20 protein-coding genes (1 of these 20 only partly in view) are annotated in these 23,012 nt (G+C 31.4%); 12 read left to right on the plus strand and 8 right to left on the minus strand.

Features of this window, described 5'->3' with window-relative positions; genetic code table 11:
- The 8 genes from OD91_RS09140 to OD91_RS09175 form a co-directional block, all read left to right on the plus strand.
- Window positions 1-2,665: the 3' end of an Ig-like domain-containing protein gene (locus tag OD91_RS09140; protein WP_144896084.1), read on the plus strand. 26,147 nt of this gene lie to the left of the window's left edge; the window shows 2,665 of its 28,812 coding nt (coding positions 26,148-28,812); its start codon lies off the left edge, out of view; the stop codon is at window positions 2,663-2,665.
- Window positions 2,666-2,668: 3 nt separating this feature from the next.
- On the plus strand, window positions 2,669-3,586 hold the full coding sequence (locus tag OD91_RS09145) for a type IX secretion system membrane protein PorP/SprF (RefSeq protein WP_144895660.1): 918 nt from the start codon (window positions 2,669-2,671) through the stop codon (window positions 3,584-3,586).
- Window positions 3,587-3,598: 12 nt separating this feature from the next.
- Window positions 3,599-5,239 carry an OmpA family protein gene (locus tag OD91_RS09150; RefSeq protein ID WP_144896085.1) on the plus strand — a complete coding sequence of 547 codons (1,641 nt, stop codon included), beginning with the start codon at window positions 3,599-3,601 and terminating at the stop codon, window positions 5,237-5,239.
- 119 nt (window positions 5,240-5,358) lie between these two features.
- The gene (gene ileS, locus OD91_RS09155) at window positions 5,359-8,763 is read left to right on the plus strand and encodes an isoleucine--tRNA ligase (protein WP_144896086.1); all 3,405 of its coding nucleotides are present in this window, start codon (window positions 5,359-5,361) and stop codon (window positions 8,761-8,763) included.
- Window positions 8,764-8,767: 4 nt separating this feature from the next.
- Window positions 8,768-9,145 carry a TraR/DksA C4-type zinc finger protein gene (locus tag OD91_RS09160; RefSeq protein ID WP_144896087.1) on the plus strand — a complete coding sequence of 126 codons (378 nt, stop codon included), beginning with the start codon at window positions 8,768-8,770 and terminating at the stop codon, window positions 9,143-9,145.
- 36 nt (window positions 9,146-9,181) lie between these two features.
- Window positions 9,182-9,838 (plus strand): hypothetical protein, encoded by a 657-nt coding sequence (locus OD91_RS09165; protein ID WP_144896088.1) that lies wholly within the window; start codon window positions 9,182-9,184, stop codon window positions 9,836-9,838.
- Window positions 9,839-9,871: 33 nt separating this feature from the next.
- A complete protein-coding gene (locus OD91_RS09170) occupies window positions 9,872-10,462 on the plus strand; it encodes a lipoprotein signal peptidase (protein WP_144896089.1) in 591 nt (196 codons plus the stop codon).
- Window positions 10,463-10,932: 470 nt separating this feature from the next.
- Complete coding sequence (locus OD91_RS09175; RefSeq protein WP_186434433.1) at window positions 10,933-11,424, plus strand: DUF4230 domain-containing protein; 492 nt, start codon at window positions 10,933-10,935, stop codon at window positions 11,422-11,424.
- A 50-nt stretch (window positions 11,425-11,474) separates the two neighbouring features.
- Here the strand turns inward: OD91_RS09175 and OD91_RS09180 are convergent, their stop codons facing one another.
- The gene (locus OD91_RS09180; RefSeq protein WP_144896091.1) at window positions 11,475-11,657 is read right to left on the minus strand and encodes a hypothetical protein; all 183 of its coding nucleotides are present in this window, start codon (window positions 11,655-11,657) and stop codon (window positions 11,475-11,477) included.
- A gap of 27 nt (window positions 11,658-11,684) precedes the next feature.
- Entirely contained in the window at window positions 11,685-12,995 is a 1,311-nt protein-coding gene (locus OD91_RS09185) for a T9SS type A sorting domain-containing protein (protein WP_144896092.1), read from the minus strand.
- Window positions 12,996-13,062: 67 nt separating this feature from the next.
- On the opposite strand from OD91_RS09185, the gene OD91_RS09190 reads away from it, so the two are divergent.
- Together OD91_RS09190 and OD91_RS09195 are read left to right on the plus strand one after the other, a co-directional pair.
- Window positions 13,063-13,245, plus strand: a complete 183-nt coding sequence (locus OD91_RS09190; RefSeq protein ID WP_144896093.1) for a hypothetical protein — start codon at window positions 13,063-13,065, stop codon at window positions 13,243-13,245.
- Window positions 13,246-13,260: 15 nt separating this feature from the next.
- The gene (locus OD91_RS09195; RefSeq protein WP_144896094.1) at window positions 13,261-13,509 is read left to right on the plus strand and encodes a hypothetical protein; all 249 of its coding nucleotides are present in this window, start codon (window positions 13,261-13,263) and stop codon (window positions 13,507-13,509) included.
- Here OD91_RS09195 and OD91_RS09200 read toward each other — a convergent pair.
- From OD91_RS09200 to OD91_RS09225, 6 genes are all read right to left on the minus strand, one after another.
- Window positions 13,463-13,813, minus strand: coding sequence for a hypothetical protein (locus OD91_RS09200; RefSeq protein WP_144896095.1), 351 nt, complete (start codon window positions 13,811-13,813; stop codon window positions 13,463-13,465). The two genes, OD91_RS09195 and OD91_RS09200, sit on opposite strands and share 47 nt — an antisense overlap.
- Before the next feature lie 87 nt (window positions 13,814-13,900).
- Window positions 13,901-14,188 carry a hypothetical protein gene (locus OD91_RS09205; protein ID WP_144896096.1) on the minus strand — a complete coding sequence of 96 codons (288 nt, stop codon included), beginning with the start codon at window positions 14,186-14,188 and terminating at the stop codon, window positions 13,901-13,903.
- Between the two features lie 40 nt (window positions 14,189-14,228).
- Entirely contained in the window at window positions 14,229-14,852 is a 624-nt protein-coding gene (locus OD91_RS09210) for a phage tail protein (protein WP_144896097.1), read from the minus strand.
- 109 nt (window positions 14,853-14,961) lie between these two features.
- Entirely contained in the window at window positions 14,962-15,642 is a 681-nt protein-coding gene (locus tag OD91_RS09215) for a response regulator transcription factor (protein ID WP_144896098.1), read from the minus strand.
- A 37-nt stretch (window positions 15,643-15,679) separates the two neighbouring features.
- Window positions 15,680-16,471 (minus strand): sensor histidine kinase, encoded by a 792-nt coding sequence (locus tag OD91_RS09220; protein ID WP_144896099.1) that lies wholly within the window; start codon window positions 16,469-16,471, stop codon window positions 15,680-15,682.
- A 1,527-nt stretch (window positions 16,472-17,998) separates the two neighbouring features.
- Window positions 17,999-18,535: a hypothetical protein gene (locus OD91_RS09225; protein ID WP_144896100.1), complete on the minus strand. Its 537-nt coding sequence runs from the start codon at window positions 18,533-18,535 to the stop codon at window positions 17,999-18,001.
- Window positions 18,536-18,699: 164 nt separating this feature from the next.
- On the opposite strand from OD91_RS09225, the gene uvrC reads away from it, so the two are divergent.
- On the plus strand, window positions 18,700-20,505 hold the full coding sequence (gene uvrC / locus OD91_RS09230; RefSeq protein ID WP_144896101.1) for an excinuclease ABC subunit UvrC: 1,806 nt from the start codon (window positions 18,700-18,702) through the stop codon (window positions 20,503-20,505).
- The gene (locus OD91_RS09235; RefSeq protein WP_255513226.1) at window positions 20,468-22,681 is read left to right on the plus strand and encodes a patatin-like phospholipase family protein; all 2,214 of its coding nucleotides are present in this window, start codon (window positions 20,468-20,470) and stop codon (window positions 22,679-22,681) included. The genes uvrC and OD91_RS09235 overlap by 38 nt, the downstream gene beginning before the upstream one ends.
- Window positions 22,682-23,012: the final 331 nt, after the last annotated feature.

The raw sequence follows: 23,012 nt of genomic DNA on the forward strand, positions 1-23,012 counted from the left end.
TACAGACGGTGATGGTATCCCAAATTATTTAGATACCGATGATGATGGCGATGGCGTTGATACTAAAAATGAAGACGTAGTAAGTAGTGATGGTAATCCAACCAATGATGATTCAGATGGCGATGGCGTTCCAAATTATTTAGATACCGATGATGATGGCGATGGTATTTTAACATCAGAAGAAGATGTAGTAAGTAGTGATGGTAATCCAACAAATGATGATACAGATGGTGATGGCGTTCCAAATTATTTAGATACAGATGATGACGGTGATGGTATTTTAACATCAGGAGAGGATGTTGTAAGTAGTGATGGTAACCCAACCAATGATGATTCAGATGGTGATGGCGTTCCAAATTACTTAGATAAAGATGATGATGGCGATGGCGTTGATACTAAAGACGAAGATGTTGTAAGTAGTGATGGAAATCCAACCAATGATGATACAGATGGTGATGGTGTTCCAAATTATTTAGATACCGATGATGACGGTGATGGTATTTTAACATCAGGAGAGGATGTTGTATCAAGTGACGGAAACCCAACTAATGATGATACAGATGGTGATGGCGTTCCAAATTATTTAGATACCGATGATGACGGCGACGGTATTTTAACATCAGGAGAAGATGTAGTAAGTAGTGATGGAAACCCAACCAATGATGATTCAGATGGTGATGGCGTTCCAAATTACTTAGATACCGATGATGACGGTGATGGTATTTTAACATCAGGAGAAGATGTTGTAAGTAATGATGGAAATCCAACCAATGATGATACAGACGATGATGGCGTTCCAAACTATTTAGATACAGATGATGATGGCGATGGTATTTTAACATCAGGAGAAGATGTTGTAAGTAGTGATGGTAATCCAACCAATGATGATACAGACGGTGATGGCGTTCCAAATTACTTAGATACCGATGATGACGGTGATGGTATTTTAACATCAGGAGAGGATGTTGTATCAAGTGACGGAAACCCAACGAATGATGATACAGATGGTGATGGCGTTCCAAATTATTTAGATACCGATGATGACGGTGATGGTATTTTAACATCAGGAGAAGATGTAGTAAGTAGTGATGGTAATCCAACCAATGATGATTCAGATGGTGATGGCGTTCCAAATTACTTAGATACCGATGATGATGGCGATGGTATTTTAACATCAGGAGAAGATGTTGTAAGTAGTGATGGTAATCCAACCAATGATGATACAGACGGTGATGGCGTTCCAAACTATTTAGATACCGATGATGATGGCGATGGTATTTTAACATCAGGAGAAGATGTAGTAAGTAGTGATGGAAATCCAACAAACGATGATACAGATGGTGATGGCGTTCCAAACTATTTAGATACCGATGATGATGGCGACGGTGTTTTAACATCAGACGAAGATGTTGTAACAAGTGACGGTAATCCAACGAATGATGATACAGACGGAGATGGCACACCAAACTATTTAGATACAGACGATGACGGTGATGGTATTTTAACGTCAGACGAAGATGTAGTATCAAGTGATGGAAATCCAACAAATGATGATACAGATGGAGATGGTACACCAAATTATTTAGATACTGATGATGATGGTGATGGCGTTTCAACAATAGATGAAGATGTTGATAACGATGGAAATCCAAATGATGACGATACCGATGGAGATGGTACTCCAGATTATTTAGATACTGATGACGATGGTGATGGAATAGATACTAAAGATGAAGACTCTAATAATGATGGAAATCCAGCAAATGATGATACAGATAATGATGGTATACCAAACTATTTAGATAATGATGACACAAGTTTAGATACAGATGGCGATGGCGTTCCAGATACGATAGATATCGATGATGATAATGATGGTATTCCAGATTTAGTAGAAAATGGAGGAGATTTCACATTAGATACTGATGGTGATGGTACACCAGATCATTTGGATTTAGATTCAGATGGCGATGGTATTTTTGATTTATATGAATCAGATTCAAATGCACCAGATGTAGATGGAGATGGAGTTATTGATGGAGATGGATCGTTATTTGGAAGAAACGGATTATATGATGATATTGAAACATTTACCGATAGTGATATATTAAAGACAGACCCAATCGATACAGATGGCGATGGAGAAAGAGATTTCCAAGATGTAGATGATGATGGAGATGGTATAAATACAATTGATGAAGATGTGGTTTCTGTAGATGGTAATCCAATCAATGATGATACCGATGGTGATGGTATTCCAAATTACTTAGATATCGATGATGATAATGATGGAGTTTCTACCGCAAGTGAATTTATGTTAGACTGTGATGAAGATGGTATTCCAGATCATATTGATGTTACACTTTGTGATTTAGTACCTAATGGATTCTCTCCAAATGGAGATGGTGTTAACGATACTTTTATTATACCAGCTGTTGCAAAATATCCTAATTTCCAATTGAAGATTTATAACCGATGGGGTAATATTGTTTATGATTATGATAATAATGGTAAGTCTAAACCTACTTGGTGGGATGGTACTTCCGCAGAACGATTGACCTTTAATAGAGAGAAAGGCGTTCCAGTGGGTACTTATTATTATACTATTTATTTCAACAAGGACAATAGAAAGCCAATTTCTGGTTGGGTTTATTTAAACAGATAAAATATGAAATTAGAGAAGATATTAGTAGGGTTATTAATGCTGTTGAGCGTAAGTATTTACGCTCAGCAAGACCCACAGTACACGCATTATATGTACAATATGAATATTGTGAATCCAGCTTATGCAGGATCACAAGAAGCGATGACGGTTAACTTTTTAGGTAGAAGCCAGTGGATTGGTATCCAAGGCGCACCCCAAACAGTCGCACTAGGAATTCATGCACCTGTAGGAAAGAAGGTAGGATTAGGACTCTCTATTATAGCAGACCGACTAGGACCTGTAAGAGAACAAAGCTCGTATGCAGATTTTAGTTATACCCTGCAAGTAGGAGAGGACAAACACTTAGCCTTAGGATTAAAAGCAGGATTCTCCTTTTTAGATGTGAACTTGCCTTTTATCCAAACAACCAACCCAGGAGATGTGGCTTTTGCCAATCGAATTAACAGAGCGCTCCCAAACTTTGGAGCAGGAGTTTTTTATTATACTGATAAGTTCTATGCAGGAGTCTCTTTACCCAATATGTTAAAGACCCTCCATTTTGATAAGGCAGGAGGAAGTATAACAAAAGCAAGTGATGTAGCCCATTACTTTATTACCAGTGGATATGTATTTGATTTAAGTGAAACTTTAAAGTTCAAACCTTCATTTATGGTCAAGACCGCACCTGGAGCACCAACCTCGATAGACCTATCAGGAAACATACTATTGAATGATAAACTAGAATTTGGACTCTCATACCGTTTTGATGATTCTATATCAACCCTTATCAATGTACGAGCAACTAACAACCTGAGATTAGGCTATGCCTATGATCATACGGTTAGTAATTTAGGACAATTTAATTCAGGCTCCCATGAGGTGTTTTTATTATTTGATTTTTCATTTGTTAGTGATAAGATAAAATCACCAAGATTCTTTTAAAAACGATAGGCCATGAAAACATATGTACACAATATTAAAAAGACAATAAAACAAAGTATCATCGTAGCATTAGTACTGCTACTGGGTACTACACAAATAAACGCACAAGAAACTACTTATAGCGTTTATAGCGTAGAAGGCATCAACACAGAAGGAGCAGACTTTAGTCCGATGTATTATAAAGACAATGTAGTTTTTGCTTCAGAAAGACCAGACAAACGTACGGTAAGACACCGTTGGGGAAAAGACAAGAGAACCTTTTTAGACCTATACATAGCCAAAGTAGAAGATTCAACGAACTTAGTTAAAGAGATAGACTACTTCTCAATCGATAAGTTAAACACGACCTATCATGAATCTAATGCCGTGTTTACAAACGATCATCAAACAATATATTTTACACGCAATAATTATTATAAGAAACGCTATAAAACCGATAAAAAAGGAATCAACAAACTAAAACTCTACAAAGCAACAAGAAACGAAGACGATACAGCTTGGAAAGATTTAGAAGAACTCCCTTTTAACAGTGATGAATTCTCCACAGGACATCCAGCATTAAGTGCAGATAATAAAACACTGTATTTTACCTCAGATAGAGAAGGCGGCTTTGGAAAGACGGATATCTACAAGGTTAAAATAAATGAAGATGGAAGCTATGGAGAAGTAATGAACCTAGGACAAGATATCAACACAACAGGAAAAGAGATGTTTCCGTTTGTAACCAAAGACAACAAATTGTATTTCTCATCAGACGGAAGAAAAGGTTTAGGAGGCTTAGATATATATAAGTACAACCTAAATAGTAAAGATAAAGCAACAAGTTTAGGAACATCAATAAATAGTAGTGCAGATGACTTTGGAATTATCATCAATGAAACTCAAAATCCAAGAAGAGGGTATTTCTCATCGAACAGAGCAGGAGGATTAGGGGATGATGATATTTATGGTTTTACAGAGCAGAGGAAAGAAGAAATAAAGATTATCAAACCCTGTGAACAAAGTGTAACAGGGTATGTAAGAGACAAACAATTAAATATTCCACTAGCCAATGCTAAGGTGATTATAAAACAAACAAAAGACAGTAAAACAATAGCAACAATTATGACAGACTTACATGGAAAGTTTAGTTATAAACTACCCTGTAATAATAATTACACCGCTATTGCATCAAAAGAATATTATAAGCCAGATCAAGATACTTTTAATACTACAGACAAGGCAGAGTTAGCATTAGACCTAAACTTTGATTTAGGCTTAGTAGATGGGTTGACATATAATGATAGAAATGAGATGATTATCAATATAAAACCAATTTATTTTGCAACGAATAAGTCAACAATCAGACCAGATGCCGCAAGAGAATTGGATTATATTGTAAGGATTATGAATCAATACCCAAAGATGATCATCAAAGCAGCATCGCATACAGATTCAAGAGGAAGAGATTCTTACAATGAAGCTTTATCAAAAAGAAGAGCAGAGTCAACGATGAACTACATCACAAGAAAAGGAATTAGTTCAAACAGAATCACAGCACAGGGATATGGGGAAACTCAATTGACCAATGGATGTACAAACGGCGTACGATGTTCTAAAGGAGAACATCAATTAAACAGAAGAACTGAGTTTATTATTATGATAGAAAAGTAATAATATAAATTTATTAAAAAATAATAGTTAAAACATCTCTTAATCATAAGAGATGTTTTTTTATACCAAAAAACCAAGAAAATACGTAATTTCGCAAATCGATTATAGAGAAGGACGAAATGAGTAAACAATTTACTGAATATAAAGGACTTGACTTGCCAAAAATAGCCGAAGAAGTATTAGGTTTTTGGGAAGAAAATAATGTTTTTGAAAAAAGTATTTCTACAAGAGAAGGTAAAAAGCCTTTTGTGTTTTTTGAAGGACCACCATCTGCAAATGGATTACCAGGAGTACATCATGTTTTAGCGAGAGCTATTAAAGATATTTTTCCGCGTTATAAAACCATGAAAGGATACCAAGTAAAGCGTAAAGCAGGTTGGGATACACATGGTTTGCCAGTAGAATTAGGTGTTGAAAAAGAACTTGGAATTACTAAAGAAGATATCGGTAAAAAAATTACGGTAGAAGAGTATAACGAAGCGTGTAAAAAGGCTGTGATGCGTTATACAGATATTTGGAACGATTTAACTCAGAAAATGGGGTATTGGGTAGATATGGATGATCCATATGTTACTTACAAGCCAAAATATATGGAATCTGTTTGGTGGTTGTTAAAACAGATTTATAATAAAAACCTGATATATAAAGGATATACGATTCAACCGTATTCACCAAAAGCAGGAACTGGTTTAAGTTCGCACGAATTAAATCAACCAGGGACTTATCAAGATGTTACTGATACAACTGTTGTTGCTCAATTTAAAGCAATAGAAAATACATTACCAGAATTTTTAAAGCGATACGATCATTTACACTTTTTAGCTTGGACAACTACTCCTTGGACGTTACCATCTAATACCGCATTAACGGTTGGTGCAAAAATCGATTATGTGGTTGTTGCAACTTATAATCAATATACTTTTGAGCCAATTCATGTAATTCTTGCTAAGAATTTAGTTGGAAAACAGTTTGGTGGTAAATACGAACAAACAGAAGAAGTTTCTGTACTTTCTGGGTATACTAAAGAAGATAAAAAGATTCCTTTTTTAATTGCAACTGAGTGTAAAGGAAAAGATTTATTAGAAATAAAATATGAGCAATTGTTGGATTATGCATTGCCATATGAAAATGCAGAAAATGCTTTTAGAGTAATTCCTGGAGATTTTGTTACTACAGAAGATGGAACAGGAATTGTACATACAGCACCAACTTTTGGAGCAGATGATGCATTAGTTGCTAAACAAGTAACACCAGAAATTCCGCCATTATTAGTATTAGATACAAATGACAATCCAGTTCCTTTAGTAGATTTACAAGGTAAGTTTCGATCAGAAATGGCTGAGTTTGCAGGTAAGTATGTAAAGAACGAATATTATAATGATGGTGAAGCGCCAGATAAATCTGTAGATGTAGAATTAGCTATCAAATTAAAAACAGAAAATAAGGCCTTTAAGGTTGAAAAATATGTGCACAGTTATCCAAATTGTTGGAGAACAGATAAACCAATTCTATATTATCCTTTAGATTCTTGGTTTATAAAAGTTACTGATGTTAAAGATAAAATGCATTCTTTAAATGAAACAATCAATTGGAAGCCAAAATCTACAGGAACTGGACGTTTTGGAAATTGGTTAAAAAATGCTAATGATTGGAATTTATCTCGATCACGATTTTGGGGAATTCCGTTGCCAATTTGGAGAACTGAAGATGGTACAGAACAAATTTGTATCGGTTCAGTTGAAGAGTTAAAAGCTGAAATGGAACGTGCTGTAGATGCTGGTATGATGGATTCTGATATCTTTTCAGAATTTGAGGTTGGAAATATGACTGAAGAGAACTATGATAAAATCGATTTACATAAGAATGTAGTTGATAAAATCACATTAGTTTCTGCATCCGGAAAACCAATGAATCGAGAAAGTGATTTAATTGATGTTTGGTTCGATTCTGGTTCTATGCCTTATGCACAATGGCATTATCCGTTTGAAAATAAAGAAAAAATTGATGAAAATAAATCGTTTCCAGCAGATTTTATTGCAGAAGGTGTAGATCAAACCCGTGGATGGTTTTATACATTACATGCTATTGGAACGATGGTTTTTGATTCTGTTGCCTATAAAAATGTAGTGTCAAATGGATTGGTATTAGACAAAAACGGACACAAAATGTCTAAACGTCTTGGAAATGCAGCAGATCCTTTTGAAACATTAAAGAAATACGGAGCAGATGCTACGCGTTGGTATATGATATCTAACGCAAATCCGTGGGATAATTTAAAGTTTGATATTGCTGGAATAGAAGAAGTAAGAAGAAAGTTTTTTGGAACTTTATATAACACGTATTCATTCTTTTGCTTGTATGCTAATATTGATGAATTTAGTTATTCAGAAGCTGATATTGCAATAAATGAACGACCAGAAATTGATCGCTGGATTTTATCAGAATTAAATTCATTAATAGAAAAAGTAGATACTTTTTATAATGATTATGAGCCAACAAAAGCAACACGAGCAATATCTGATTTTGTACAAGACCATTTAAGTAATTGGTATGTGCGTTTGTGTAGAAGACGTTTTTGGAAAGGGGAGTATCAACAAGATAAAATTTCTGCATATCAAACATTATATACATGTATGCTTACGGTTGCAAAATTAAGTGCGCCAGTTGCACCATTTTTTATGGATAGATTATACAAAGATTTATCAGAAGCAACATCAACAGAAAGTTTTGAAAGTGTGCATTTAGCTGAATTTCCAGTATATAATGAATCATTTGTAGATAAATCTTTAGAGAGAAAGATGGAAAATGCGCAAACTATCTCTTCTTTAGTTTTATCGTTAAGAGCAAAAGAAAAGATTAAGGTTCGTTTACCATTACAGAAAATAATGATTCCTGTATCTGATACTACTCAGAAAGAAGAAATTTTAGCTGTTGCAGATTTAATAAAATCGGAAGTAAATGTAAAAGAGATTGAAATATTAGATGATGCATCGGATATTCTTGTAAAACAAATCAAGCCAAATTTTAAAACTTTAGGACCAAAATTTGGAAAAGATATGCGTTTTGTAGCTGCTGCAATTCAAAACTTTACACAAGATGAAATTTCTACTGTTGAAAAAGATGGAAAAATTTCTGTAAAAGTTAATGATAAAATGATTACTTTGGACGTGAGTGATGTTGAGATTTCATCCAAAGATATTGAAGGATGGTTAGTTGCAAATGCTGGCGGATTAACAGTTGCGTTAGATGTTACTATTACCGAAGAATTACGTAAAGAAGGAATTGCTAGAGAATTGGTAAATAGAATACAAAACGGGCGAAAAGATACCGGTTTAGAAGTAACAGATAAAATTAAGTTAACAGTAGAAAAGTTTGCTGATTTGCAGGTTTCTATTGAAGAAAATAAAGAATATATTATGAGCGAAACATTAGCTAAAGAGTTAGTTTTTGTAGATGCTTTAGAAGATGGGACAGAAATTGAATTCGACACCATAAAAAGTAGAATATTAATCCAAAAAGTGTAAGACTATGCCCGAAATAAAAGCAAGGTATTCTGATGAAGACTTACAAGAGTTTAAGGAAATTATCTTAAAAAAAATAACAAGAGCAGAGGAAGATTTAGCACTATTACAAAGTGCGTATAAAAACGATGCTAATAACGGAACAGACGATACGTCACCAACTTTTAAATCGTTTGATGAAGGTTCTGATACTATGGCAAAAGAAGCCAATGTTCAGTTAGCGATACGGCAAGAGAAATTTCTTCGTGATTTAAATAACGCGTTAATGCGTATAGAAAATAAAACGTACGGAATTTGTAGAGTGACTAAAAAACTGATACAAAAAGAACGTTTAAAATTAGTTCCTCATGCTACTTTAAGCATAGAAGCTAAAAGAAAACAATAATCCTAAAGCATCCAAATTTGGATGCTTTTTTGTTTTATGGTAAAATACCTTAGCATATTATTTCTATGTTGCTTTTCTATTGTTAATGCACAGCAAAAAACGCATAAAACAATTTCTAGTGATGCGCCTTTTATTGAGATTCACACCAAAGGAGTTGATCTCTTAAAAATAGAAACTTCTAAAACGAATAACATAGAATTGATATTAACCGATGATGACAATATTGGTGTTATCGAAAATATTTCTTGTAATGATTACAATTGTGTTTTAAAAATTGAAACTCAGCTTAAAATTGTAAATGCTACAACCGATAAGATGAATCAATTTTCATTGCCACCACCAAGTAATGTTAGTATAACTATTAAAATACCTAAAGATAAAAAAGTAACCGTTTTTGGAGGTTTGTTAGATGTTGAAGAAAATAATTACAACGGAATTCTACGGCTTTTAATTGATAAAGGAATTGTTAGAATTAAAAAAAATCATGGAATTACAGAAATAGATTTACTTTCTGGAGCTGTATTTGCAAATACAAAAAATACTGATTTACATATTAAATCAAGAAAAGGGACGATAATTAAGAACGGAGAAAAAGTAAAATCACCTTTAAAAGAGAAAGTAAAAAAAGGAGCAAAACTGATTGTGAAATCTGTGTATGTAAATGTTGAGTTAATTACTGAAGAAACACAATAATATTCTTATTTTTGTCTGAAATAAATCACCAAAATGTCTAAAAAAAATATTGCAATCCTTACTGTTATAGTCGCTATTTTGATAGATCAAATAAGTAAAATATATGTAAAAACACATTTTTATTTAGGCGAAGAAGTTGTGGTATTTGCAGACTGGTTTAAAATTCATTTTACCGAAAATAACGGAATGGCTTGGGGTTTTGAGTTTGGTGGTAGAACGGGTAAACTATTTTTAACTTTGTTTAGAATTGCTGCAGTTTCTGGAATTTGCTATTGGTTATGGCAAACGATTAAAAGAAATACTCATACAGCAGTGGTAATTGCAATTTCATTAATCTTAGCAGGTGCCGTTGGTAATATTTTAGATTCAGTTTTTTACGGAATTATTTTTGACTCTTCTCAACATAAAGTGGCAACTCTTTTTGCAGAAAACCCATATGGTGAATTGTTTTATGGAAAAGTAGTTGATATGTTATATTTCCCGATGTACGAAGGTGAAAGCTTCACTTTTTTTAATGCGATCTTTAATGGAGCAGATTCTTGGATTAGTATTGGTGTTGTCATTCTTTTTATATTTAATAAACAAGCTTTTCCTAAAGAGGAAGAAAAAGAAATTGTAGAATAAATATTACCATTTAGCCTCTGTCTTAAATTGAGTTCGACGTAAGAGATTAAATATTTATCAGTATTATAAAACGTCTAGTCATTCCAACGAAAGTCGAAATCTATAAAAATATTGGTATTTAGATTCCCGTTTTCACGGGAATGACATTAATCCTTTCTGATTAATACTACAATTAACTGATAGTTAAAATTTACTATGATGAATTTACATTTTTTTAGGTTTCTCTACATTTTTGGTTAGCAACGGGCTTAAATTCTAAAAAGATAAGTTTTCGTATATTTCTAACACCTAACACCTAACACCTAACACCTAACACCTAACACCTAACACCTAACACCTAACACATGCGCTACTTAAAATATTTTGCAATCTTTTTACTAGGTTTTTTTATCGCCAAGTTTTGGTTTGAAAAAAATGAAACGAAACATCAGCAAGAAGAAATACAGGTTGTACTTAACCAAATAAAAAGCATGAGTAAACTAGTGGTTTCTGAAGGAACTTTTTCTGAAATCTATAATTATTCTGATGCTAAGAAATATTTTTATGACTATCTGTCTTTTGATAAAAAAGCCATTGTTTCTGTAAACGCAAAAGTTGAGGTTGGCTATGATTTATCTAAACTTGAGATACAGATTGATTCTATTGGAAAGAAAATTGTCATCAATAAAATACCAAAAGAGGCAATTGTAATTTCTCCAGATATAAAATATTTTGACTTACAACAAAGTAGTTTTAATTCTTTTACTAAAGATGAATTGAATAAAATCAATAAAAAAAGTATTGAAAAAATAAAAGAAACAATAGAATTAACCGAGTTAAAAACTAAAGCTAAAACTAGATTGTTTGAAGAGCTTTCTAAAATTTATCAACTATCTGTTGTTTATGGTTGGGAAGTAGAAGATAACACAAATTCAACAATACTAAGCGGCCTTAAAAAATCTAAGGCAGTATTTATTCATTAAAAAAGGTTGCCTAAAATTAGACAACCTTTTTTATTTTATATTTTTTTAATCTAATTAAATCCACTACCTGGAGCTTCTGGAGAAGCTGCTTGAGCTTTTTGTGGATTTAAAATTAGATAGGTTCCTAAAGCTGTTAAGGCTGCATACTTACCGTAATTACCTATTTTTTTAATTGCTTCTTTACGAGTAATTTCTTGAGCTTTATCTTGAGTATTTTTGTTTTGTTTTTTCATGATGTTTTGTATATAAAATTCTCGTTATTATTCTAAAATTATTTTCTTGTTCAACCTTCCTTTATCGGTTTGGAGCTGTATAAGATAAACACCAGAGGCTAATTTTGGTAAAGAAATATCTTTAACACCATTAGATGTAAACGATGTACTTAAAACTTGCTTACCAACAATATTAAATAGTTTAAGAGAAGTTTTACTGTTTTGTTGTACACCTACAATTCTTAATGTGTTCCCATTCGTTTTATAGATACTTACATTGTCTAAAACAACATCTTTTGTAGTTAATGAATTTCTAGAGGTATGCATATAAAACCTTCCAATCCCTTTTAAGGCAGAAGAAGTAGTAATTTTATAGCTACTATTTGCTTCATCTAAACGCGTAAATGTATTGGTTTCTCTATCTTCTAAGAAAACTTTTAAATCTGTTGGTAAATTTAAGTCTTCAGCAGAAAAGGTAATTTCTTTTCCAGCCGCTGCATTTAATCCAACAGGAATCACCATGTTTTCATAATTATCTATAGGTAAAGCTTGCTTCATAAAATTAATACCTTTACTATCACTTACTAAATGCGTATAGATTTGAAAGCTTGTAGACTGACCAGTAAAAGTACCCGAGTCATATCTAGGATCTAACCCTGTGGTTTTATCAGCTAGATAATTAATTTCTGTAGACCCAGTATTTGTACCATCGCTCATCATTAATGTAATACTTGGATTAGTAGCTGTTCTGTAAAATGTAATTCCATTTTGATCACTCTGCATTGCTTTTGTAAAAGTAACAGTAGTTGAAACTACATTAGAATTTACAAAGAAACCTTGTCCTGGATGAATATGCCCAGTAGTTAATGGTTCGTATAGTCCAGTGGCTGCGTTCCAAACATAAACGTTTTCATGCGAATCTTTTAAAGGAGTAGCATTAACTGATAAAAAAGTAGCAATGTTAACGTGTGCTGGAAATGGATTACCTACCAATGTCCACCTGTTTTCTGTTGCAGGAGTACCAATATTACTTGCTGAGATAGTTGGATTAATTGGTGAAACTGGAAAACCACCATTAAAAGTATATTCTCCAGCACTTGTTCTTTTAGTAGAGTAACCTATACCAGCACCAAAAGTTGTAGCACCTGCGCCATCTTGATAATACACCCAATCACCATCTGCATCACTAGTATTAATATAAGAAGCAACGGCTTCGTTATTTCCTGCTCCAGCAGTATTTATACTATTAGCATCATTCCACGTATCATCAAATTGCTCACCAACAACAGGAGAAGAAATTAAATGCCAATCAGTCTCAGGAATGTTTACTTTGTATATAAAGTCTCCATTTTTAGTCATTACACCATCTATTATTAAAGACCCTCCGCTATTTACTGTTAAAGAACTACTTGCGTCTATAGTAATATTGTTTGCTACTGCCCCAACATCGCTATCAATAATTGGTTTAGTTCCTACATTTGGTATTACTACATTATCAGTAGCAATAGGAATAGAGTTAGGATTCCAATTAGTAGCAACATCCCAATTAGCATCTGTTGCACCAGTCCAACGTTTACCAGCAGTAGTTAAGTCTGTAGCTGCTCCATAAGAAGTCCCTACATTATTGGTAGCGTATGCTTTAAAAGTATATGTTGTACCTGGAGTTAAACCTGCAATAGATTCTGAAAAGACTCCTGTTCCGGAACCGTTGGGATCATTTGTAACACCACCACCACCAATTAATGGATCAGCATTTGTAGCTTTTACAGCATATACAATCCCTCTAGCTGTAACAGTAGCACCGCCATCTGCGGTAACATTACCTGCTAAAGTAGCAGAATTGCTAAGAACAGAACTAGCGCCGTTGTTGTAACTGTAGGTGCTGTAGCTGGAGTTAAAACAGTAACACCGGCTTCTGGAACTCTAACTTCCTCTATCCTAATATATTCTTGAAAACTATCGAAATTAGCACATACACTGACATTTAATTTGTTAGCACCAGAAGCTATCGCACCACTAGGAACAGTAGCTGAAGCATCACCAGTATCAAACCCCAAATATTCTATTGTATGAGGACCTCCTCCAACTTGATTTGCTACTTGAGTCCAAGCTCCTTCATCAATACTATATTCAACATCTATATAATCACTAGCACTATCAAGCCCTACCCAACTCACATCAACAGCAATATTTATAGTCCCTCCTATTGCAGAAATATCGAGTACAGGAGATTCCCAGCATACCTCTCCATCAATGTCAGAAAATTAAAACAAACCACAGATTGTTTTTGCATAATCACCTGCTGCCATACCAGTTAAGACCCCATTAATTGTCCAATTCACACCAGTAAAATTATTATTTGTACAATTAGTACTAATATTATCACCACAAGGTCCGTTAACAATTCCTCTATCTGCTGTAGCAAATGTTTCTGTATATTGTCCTAAGGAAAGATTACTAAAACTAATAAACATTAAAAATGTAAATACATACAATTTTATTCGATTATTCATTAAATTTTGTACATCTAAAATTTTTGTATTTTTTTTCATAAAAAGAAATTTTGATTGAATAGCAATTATTTAAAAAAGATTAATTCCTAGAAGGATAAATTCCTTGTAAACAAATAAGGTAAGTCATACCTAAACTTGGTTGTATATTGCTAAAAGGAGTATTAGAACCTGTAGTACCAACCGCTACATTACCACCAGTTGCAGTTATAGCTACAGGTGCTGTAAAAGGTTTTAAGGTTTTGTTTGCAGCAGCTGATGAATACATGTTGATTTCATTTTTGCCTGATATAACTTCTCCTGCACCAAAAATAGCATTATTACCAGGCTCATAAGTATTTGCTACACTACCTGTAGCAGGAATTGAAACAGTTGCTTCTGCAGTTGCATTAATATCACTAACTGTAGCAGTATGCTTATGTGCTGGAATATTAGGAATTGCTAATGTTGTTTTGTCTCTACCTACTTTTTGTCCTATAGGTATTTCTATAAGCCCAGGGCCAGCTCCTGTTCCTACAGGTACTCTACCTCGTAGATCGGGTAAAGCAAAAGTAGTTCTTCCGTCTCCACCATAGGTGGTTCCAATAATTGAAAATAACGCTGTGTTACTAGCGATTGATAATAATTGTCCTTCGCATTTTGCCCAGTTTCTAATTGGAAAATCTCCTGCGAATAAAATAATTGACCCTATAAATGATGGTTCCATGTTATTAAGTTTTTTTTTTGGTTAAACAAGTTCTAAATTTAGTAAAAATAAATTTTCCGAATAGAGAGAAAATACTGTGAAACTAAAACAGGTAATTTTACCTTTAGGATTAAAAATTAATATCTGGAGTAATTTCTATAAATTTTTTTTGGATTCCATATATTACCAATCCAGCCACATTTTTAGATTGAGTTTTTAATAATAAATTATTTCTATGCCCTTCTACAGTTCTTGGACTAATAAATAGTTTTTCACCAATTTCACTTGTAGTTAATTGCTCGCATATTAATTCTAAGACTTCTATTTCTCTTTTAGAAAGTAAATTGTTATCCAAATCACTTTTTATACGTTTTCCGCTTGAAGAAATTATATTAGTATGAATAATTTCTAACACTTTTTCATCGTAATAAAATCCTTTTTCAAAAACTTCATTAATAGTGTTAATTACTTCTTTTGGTGTGGTATTTTTAAGTAAGTAAGAAGAAGCGCCAACATCTATCATATTAGTAATAAAAGATTTACTTCCGTAACTTGTTAAAGCTATAATTTTTATATCGGGATATTTTTTATGAATTGCCTTAGTAGCTTCAACACCATTAATTTCGGGCATTTTTAAATCCATTAATATAATATCTGGCAATTCTTCAGTAACATCAATAAAGTCTATTAACTCTTTACCATTAGACGCTTCAAAAATAATGTTTAGATTTTTTTCTCTTTCTAACAAAAAACTGATGCCTTTTCTAAAAAGCTCTTCGTCATCTGCAATGATTATATTAATATTTTCCATAGTAGTTTGGTTAAGTTACTATTAAGTAGAAGTAGGTTTATATTTTTATATTTATTTTAAATCCTTTTCCGTCTTCACTTTTTATTTCTTTTTCTCCATTTAATAAAGAAATTCTAGTCTCTATATTCTTCATCCCTAAACCTTTGGAAAATTTTTGATCATTCATGTTAAATCCTTTACCGTTATCAGTATACTTAAAAAGTAATTTTTGATCTTCAAAATTAATATCTAATGTGCTAATTTTTGCTTTTCCATGACGTACAGAATTATTGATTAACTCTTGTACTATTCTAAAAAGATGTAACTCGTTTTCTTTAGTTAAATAGTTTTTATGATAGTTGATAGTGTAGTTTATGGTAATCTTTTTACTGTTATTAAAAGAATCTGCAAGTTCTTCTACAGCGTCTTTAAAACCAAACTTTTCTAGAATTGGCGGTAACAAATTATGTGCGATTTTTCTAGCGCTTTCTAATGTTTTGTCGGTTGCTTCTAAAATATTATTATTTACCGTTTTATATTCTTTTGTATCTAAATCACCATCCTTTAATAAGTTGGCGTTTAAATTGATGACATTCAATTTAGAGCTAATATCATCATGTAAATCTTGGGCAATCCGCTTTCGTTCTTTTTCTTGCGTTACAATTATAGATTGTATCATCTTTTTCTGATGATTAATTTCCAACGATTTTTTTTCCAGCTCTTTTTCTACTATTTTTTTTCTAGAAAAGAAAAAGAATAATAGTAGGGCAACTCCCATAAGTAGGAGTAATAAAACACCAATTAATACAATAGCAATCACTTGATTTTCTTCTGCCAAGAGTTCTTCCATTAGTGCTTTTGAGAGTTCAAAACAAATCTACGGAAAAATCTCTTTTAAGTAAATTTACAAGTAAGAAACTTAAAAAGAAAGCTTAATGGTAAAAACAGGTGTTTATACGGGGGTAAAAAAAGTTAAGATTATTAATTAACTTTTGACGGATTTCTAAAGTTTTTGTACCATTCTATAAAGATTAATATTTGTAAAAGGATATAAAGAATATTATTGAATAACCATAACCAAATCTTTACTTCTTTTATAGCATCAATAATTCCACAAGAAAAAAGCAGCGTACTACAAAATAAATAAATAAAAAAACCAGAATTTATGTAGATAAATTTTTTATTAGTGTTATTTAAACTTTCGATTATGAAATAAAAACTATAAAATATTAGAGGAATATTTGTGGTAATAATTTCCACTATATTAAACTTATAGTAATAAGAAGTATTATAGTAATAATATATTATAAAGCTTAGAACAATTAAAACTAAAAGTATACTTATTAGCTTTTTTAATAACATGTTTTTTAATACACTTCGATAGAATAAACTCAATAAAATAAACTGTTCTATAAAATAATAATGAGATAAAAATAAATTATTAGCTTTAAAAGAGCTTAAATAAGCGGAATAATATTGAATTATTAAAGTTGATAAAAGGTATAATAATACTAGTTTATATGGTTTAAGTTTTATTCGATAATTTTTGAGATAAACAATACAATTAATAGCTAAAATTATATACCCAATATTGTTTAAGCAATCTAATAAAGTTTTCAATTATTAAAGTTTTGTCTGGTCATAATTGACTAAACAAAGCTAAGAAATATCTTTCTAAGTGAATTTAATAAGTATGAAACTTAAAATCATGGTTTTTTGTTGTTTAAAAAATGGTGATCAAAGTTCAACTTTAGTGGGTTTTCTAAAGTTTTTGTACCATTCTATAAAAATTAAGATTTGGAAAATTACATATAAAGACATGTTAAAATACCATATAAAATTCTTAATCGAAGATTTTAAATTTCCAGCAGAAAATAATAATAAACTACATGATAAATATAAAAATAATCCTGAATTTAAATGTAAATACTTTTTATCAACTGTATCTATTTTTTGAAAAAAGAACAAAAGGCTATATATAATTATCGGTAAAGAAGTAATAAAAATTTCAAACAAATTAAATTTAAAAAAATTTACTTGAAAAAAAACTAGATAAAATGTTAAAATTAGTAATGTGAAAATTAAATAAAGTTTAATAATTTTTTTTAGACGTTCTTTAAAAAATATTTGATAATAAAAAACACTTAGTATCAAAAATTGACCAATAAAAAAAACATGACTAAGGAATAAATTATTTTCTTTGTATAAAAATAAAACGTAGTAAATACCTTGTATAATTAAACTAAAGAAAAGATAAATAGTAAAAGTTTTAAAAGCTACAGAATATTTTCTGTAGCTTTTAAAATAGTAAATAGTATTTATTAGTAATAATAAATTACCAATATTAACTATAATTTCATAAGATTTCAATGAGTAATTAATTATATAAAGGACTACCATTGTCGCATAAATCAGGACACGGAGTTGTTAAATCATAAACGTTACCACCACCTTCCGCTAACTTCTTAATTTCAAGGTTATTGTCTATTCTTTCAGATAATATGTCTTTATTGTCTTTTACCCCAACAATCATTAATTTTTGTTCATAGGTTCCAAGATCATTAGGATTCTTGCTTTTAATATTTTTTGGTTTAGTTAAATCTTCTACACCTGTATAAGCTCTTATACCATCGCTTTTGCCAATTTCACCTGACATTATTTTTTCTTCTAACTCTACTAAATTAGTAGCGCCAAAAACCTCAATTAATGCTTCAACTAAATCTATAGCAGGAATAAAGAATCCTTTCACTCTTTCAACTCCAAGTTTAATTTTTGTGGCTTTAGGATCTTTTTTCGATTTGGTTTTTACAATATTAAAATTGGAAGTGTCTTCTCTCCAGTGTTTCGCCCAATCTTGAGCTGTTTCTAATGAAATAATGTTTTCTGGGTTTGGTGTAGGTACGTCAATTGACATAATAATTTAAGTTTTGGTTAATAATAAGTTTTTGGTTGCCATAAAACTATATAAAAAATTAAACAAAACAGGTACTTCTACCTAAAAATAATATAAAAACAGGTGTTTCTACTTATTAACTTTATCTAAACTTATTTTGCAACAAAAATGTGTATTTTCGTTGTATGCCAACAAGTTTAGAGCTTCAAATAAAAACATTACCACAATCACCTGGTGTTTATCAATATTATGATAAAGATGAGGTAATACTCTATGTGGGTAAGGCTAAAAACTTAAAAAAACGTGTTGCTTCTTACTTTACCAAAAACCATGATAATGCGAAAACAAGAATTCTAGTCAGAAAAATTGTAAGCATCAAACATATTGTAGTAAATACAGAAACCGATGCTTTATTATTAGAAAATAACCTCATAAAAAAATACCAGCCTAAGTATAATATTATGCTTAAGGATGATAAAACTTATCCGTGGATTTGTATAAAAAAAGAACGTTTTCCTAGAATTTTTTTAACGAGGAGAGTCATAAAAGACGGGTCGGAATATTTTGGACCTTATACTTCTGTAAGAACGGTACGAATTTTACTAGACTTAATAAAAGAGCTTTATACGCTTAGAACCTGTACCTATGATTTAAGTGAAGAAAAAATAAACGCAGGTAAATACAAAGTATGTTTAGAATACCATTTAGGCAATTGTAAAGGGCCGTGTGAAGGGTTGCAATCGGAAGTCATTTATCAGCAAGATATTAAAGCAATTAGAAATATTATTAAAGGTAATTTTAAAGAGAGTTTGGAAGTCTTTAAACAAATGATGTTTACTTTTTCTGAAAAAATGGAGTTCGAAGAAGCCCAAAAAATTAAAGAAAAACTCGATTTATTAGCTAATTACCAAGCAAAATCTACCATTGTAAATCCGTCTATAAATAATGTAGATGTGTTTTCTGTAATTTCTGATGAAGGCTACGGATATCTTAACTTTTTTAAGATTTCTAATGGATCTATTATTCAATCATACACCACAGAAGTAAAGAAAAAACTAGACGAATCTGATAAAGATTTATTGGAGCTTTTTATTGTTGAAACTAGACAACGATTTAATTCTCAATCTACAGAAATCTATGTTCCGTTTACCGTTTTTGTAGGTGATACAATTAAAGTGACGGTTCCTAAATTGGGTGATAAAAAAAGAATTGTAGAGCTTTCTGAAAGAAATGCAAAATATTACCGACAAGAACAATTTAAGCAAATTAAAATTGTAGATCCAGATAGACATGTAAAGCGAATTATGGCGCAAATGCAAAAAGATTTACGCTTGCAAAGTGAACCAAGACATATTGAGTGTTTCGATAATTCTAATATTCAAGGAACGCATCCAGTTGCTGCTTGTGTGGTTTTTAAAGACGGAAAACCAAGCAAAAAAGAATACCGCCATTATAATATAAAAACAGTGGTCGGTCCAGATGATTTTGCTTCTATGGAAGAAGTGGTTTTTAGACGCTATAAGCGATTATTGTCTGAAGACGAGCCATTGCCTCAATTAATTATTATTGATGGTGGAAAAGGACAACTATCATCTGCTTTAAAAAGTTTAGATATTTTAGGCTTACGAGGTAAAATTGCCATAATAGGAATTGCTAAACGTTTAGAAGAAATCTATTACCCTGGAGATTCTATACCGATGTATTTAGATAAAAAATCGGAAAGTTTAAAAATCATTCAACATCTAAGAAATGAAGCACATAGATTCGGAATTACCTTGCATAGAAATAAACGTAGTAAAAGTGCCATTCAATCAGAATTAGAACAAATTCCTGATGTTGGTAGGCAAACTATTACAACTTTATTGCGTAAATTTAAATCAGCAAAAAGAGTAAAAGAAGCTTCGTTAGAAGATTTAATTGCTGTTATTGGAAATGCGAGAGCAAAAAAAGTGCATGAATATTATCACGCTAAAAAAGAAAATGAGAGCTAAAATTCTATTATTTTTTATTCTAATTCCAATGTTGTTTTTTGGTCAGAAAAAGCAACCAAAAGTTGGTTTGGTATTAAGTGGTGGTGGTGCAAAAGGATTTGCGCATATTGGTGTTTTAAAAGAAATTGAAGCATCAGGAATTCAGATAGATTATATTGGAGGAACAAGTATGGGTGCTATTGTTGGCGGATTGTACGCAGCAGGTTTTAGTGCATCACAAATAGAACATATTGTGATTACTACCGATTTTTCTGATGTGTTAACAGGGAATTTACCAAGAAATGCACGTCCATTTTTTACCAAAGAACATGGCGAAAAACATGCCATAAAACTACCTGTTATCAAAGGAGTTATTGGTTTACCTAAAGGAGTTTCTAAAGGGCAGGAGGTGTTAAATATGTTAACGACACTTTTATATTCATCGGGTAACGAAACATTTTCTAAACTAAAGATCCCTTTTTTCTGTATTGCCACCAATGTAGAAACTGGCGGACAAATTTTGCAAGAAACAGGTTCGTTACCCTTAGCATTACGAGCAAGTGCATCATTTCCAACCTTACTAAATCCAGTTGAAAAAGATGGTAAATTATTGATTGATGGCGGTATTGCTAATAACTTCCCAATAGATATTATGCAACAAAAAGGCATGGATATTATTATTGGCGTAGATGTTCAAGGAAGGTTGTTTCAAAAAGATAAATTAAAGTCCGTTGTTGCTATTTTAAATCAAGTGATAAGCTATCAAATGTATAGTAAAAATAGTGATTTAAAAGACACTATTGATCTTTATATACAACCTGATATTTTTGAATTTAATGTGGTAGATTTTAATAAAAATAAAGAATTATTACAAAAAGGAAAAGAGGCGGGGAAAAAATATAGAACCGTTTTTAATGAAATTGCAAAAAAACAAGCTCATAAAAAAGAGCGAAAAATAATGCCCTTTAAAAGCGAAAAAATTAAGGTTGATGAGGTTCGTGTTACTGGATTTAAAAATTATACTCCTGCGTATGTTTTAGGGAAATTAAATATAAAAAGAGGCGATAGTATCAGTCATAAAGAAATTGCTGAAAAGATGCCTTTTTTGTCGGCAACCAACAATTATGAGCGTATTGATTATGAAGTTGTCTCTAAAAAAAATAAAAATCATTTAAATTTTTCGGTCATAGAAAATGAAGAAAAAGCCAACGTAAAACTAGGCGTTCATTACGACTTTCTTTACAAAACAGGAATTTTAGCAAACTACAATCATAAATATTTATTTATAGAAAATGACATCCTTTCTTTGGATGCTATTTTAGGTGATAACTTAAGATTTAACCTTAACTATTTTGTAGATAATGGTTTTTATTGGAGTTATGGCGTGCGTTCTAGATTCGATCATTTTAGAACCAATACATTGTTTAATTCGCCAGAGAATCCAAATATTAATAATATCAATTTAAGTTATACAGATTATACCACAGATCTTTTTGCACAAACAACTTTTAATAGAAAATTTGCCTTAGGTTTTGGTGTAGAGTATAAAATTTTAAGGGCGTTAACAGAAACTATTTTAACCAATAAAGAGCCTACTTTTTTTGATAAAAGTAATTACGTAAATGCATTTGCGTACCTAAAATTAGACACTTACGATGAAAAGTATTTTGTTACCAAAGGTTATTTTGCTGATATAGAATTTAAATGGTATTTAAGGTCTTCAGATTTTCTGAATAACTTTAATAGCTTTTCTCAAGTAAAGGGAAAAATAGGCTTTGCAACTTCTATTTGGGATAAAGTTACTTTTCAAATTAATGGTGAAGGTGGTTTTTCTTTTGAAAACCCTGTGTCTACAGTTTTTGATTATCGTTTAGGCGGATACAATCAAAATTATGTAAATTCTTTTGTCCCTTTTTACGGATATGATTTTGGTGAACTATCAAACAGTACGTTTATTAAGTCTGAATTTAATATCCGATATCAATTTGCGAAAAATCACTACTTTTCATTTATAGCAAATTATGCTCGATTAGATAGTAACGTTTTTAGAGATGCCGATATTTTTAAAGACATAAAATCGGGTTACGCTTTTGGATATAGTGTAAATACGTTTATAGGACCTATCGAGTTAAAATATACCTTGTCTCCAGATCATAAAAAAAACTACGTATTATTTAATTTAGGATTCTGGTTTTAGAATTTTAAATAATTTTTGTTAGTTTTTAAAAAGTTGGTTACTTTTGCATAGCTTCTTCCCACAAAAGATATCCCTATTTTAAAATTTGATTTTTCATTTAAGTAACTTAAATGGTTAGTCGCCCATCCCTTAAAATATATAATTAGAAATACAAAAAATAGAAATAAAGAGGTTTTTACAGGCTTCAATAAAAAATTATTTTATGTATGTATTAAAGTTAGTACTAAGAAAACCTTACGTTACAGGTTTATTAGTGTTGTTAGTTTTATTTGCTATTTCTTTTTAGGGATAAAGAAAGAAATATTGTTATAAAACAAAACCCCGCAACTTA

Origin of the sequence: Lutibacter sp. Hel_I_33_5, from assembly GCF_007827455.1 — a bacterium.
Classification (GTDB): domain Bacteria; phylum Bacteroidota; class Bacteroidia; order Flavobacteriales; family Flavobacteriaceae; genus Polaribacter.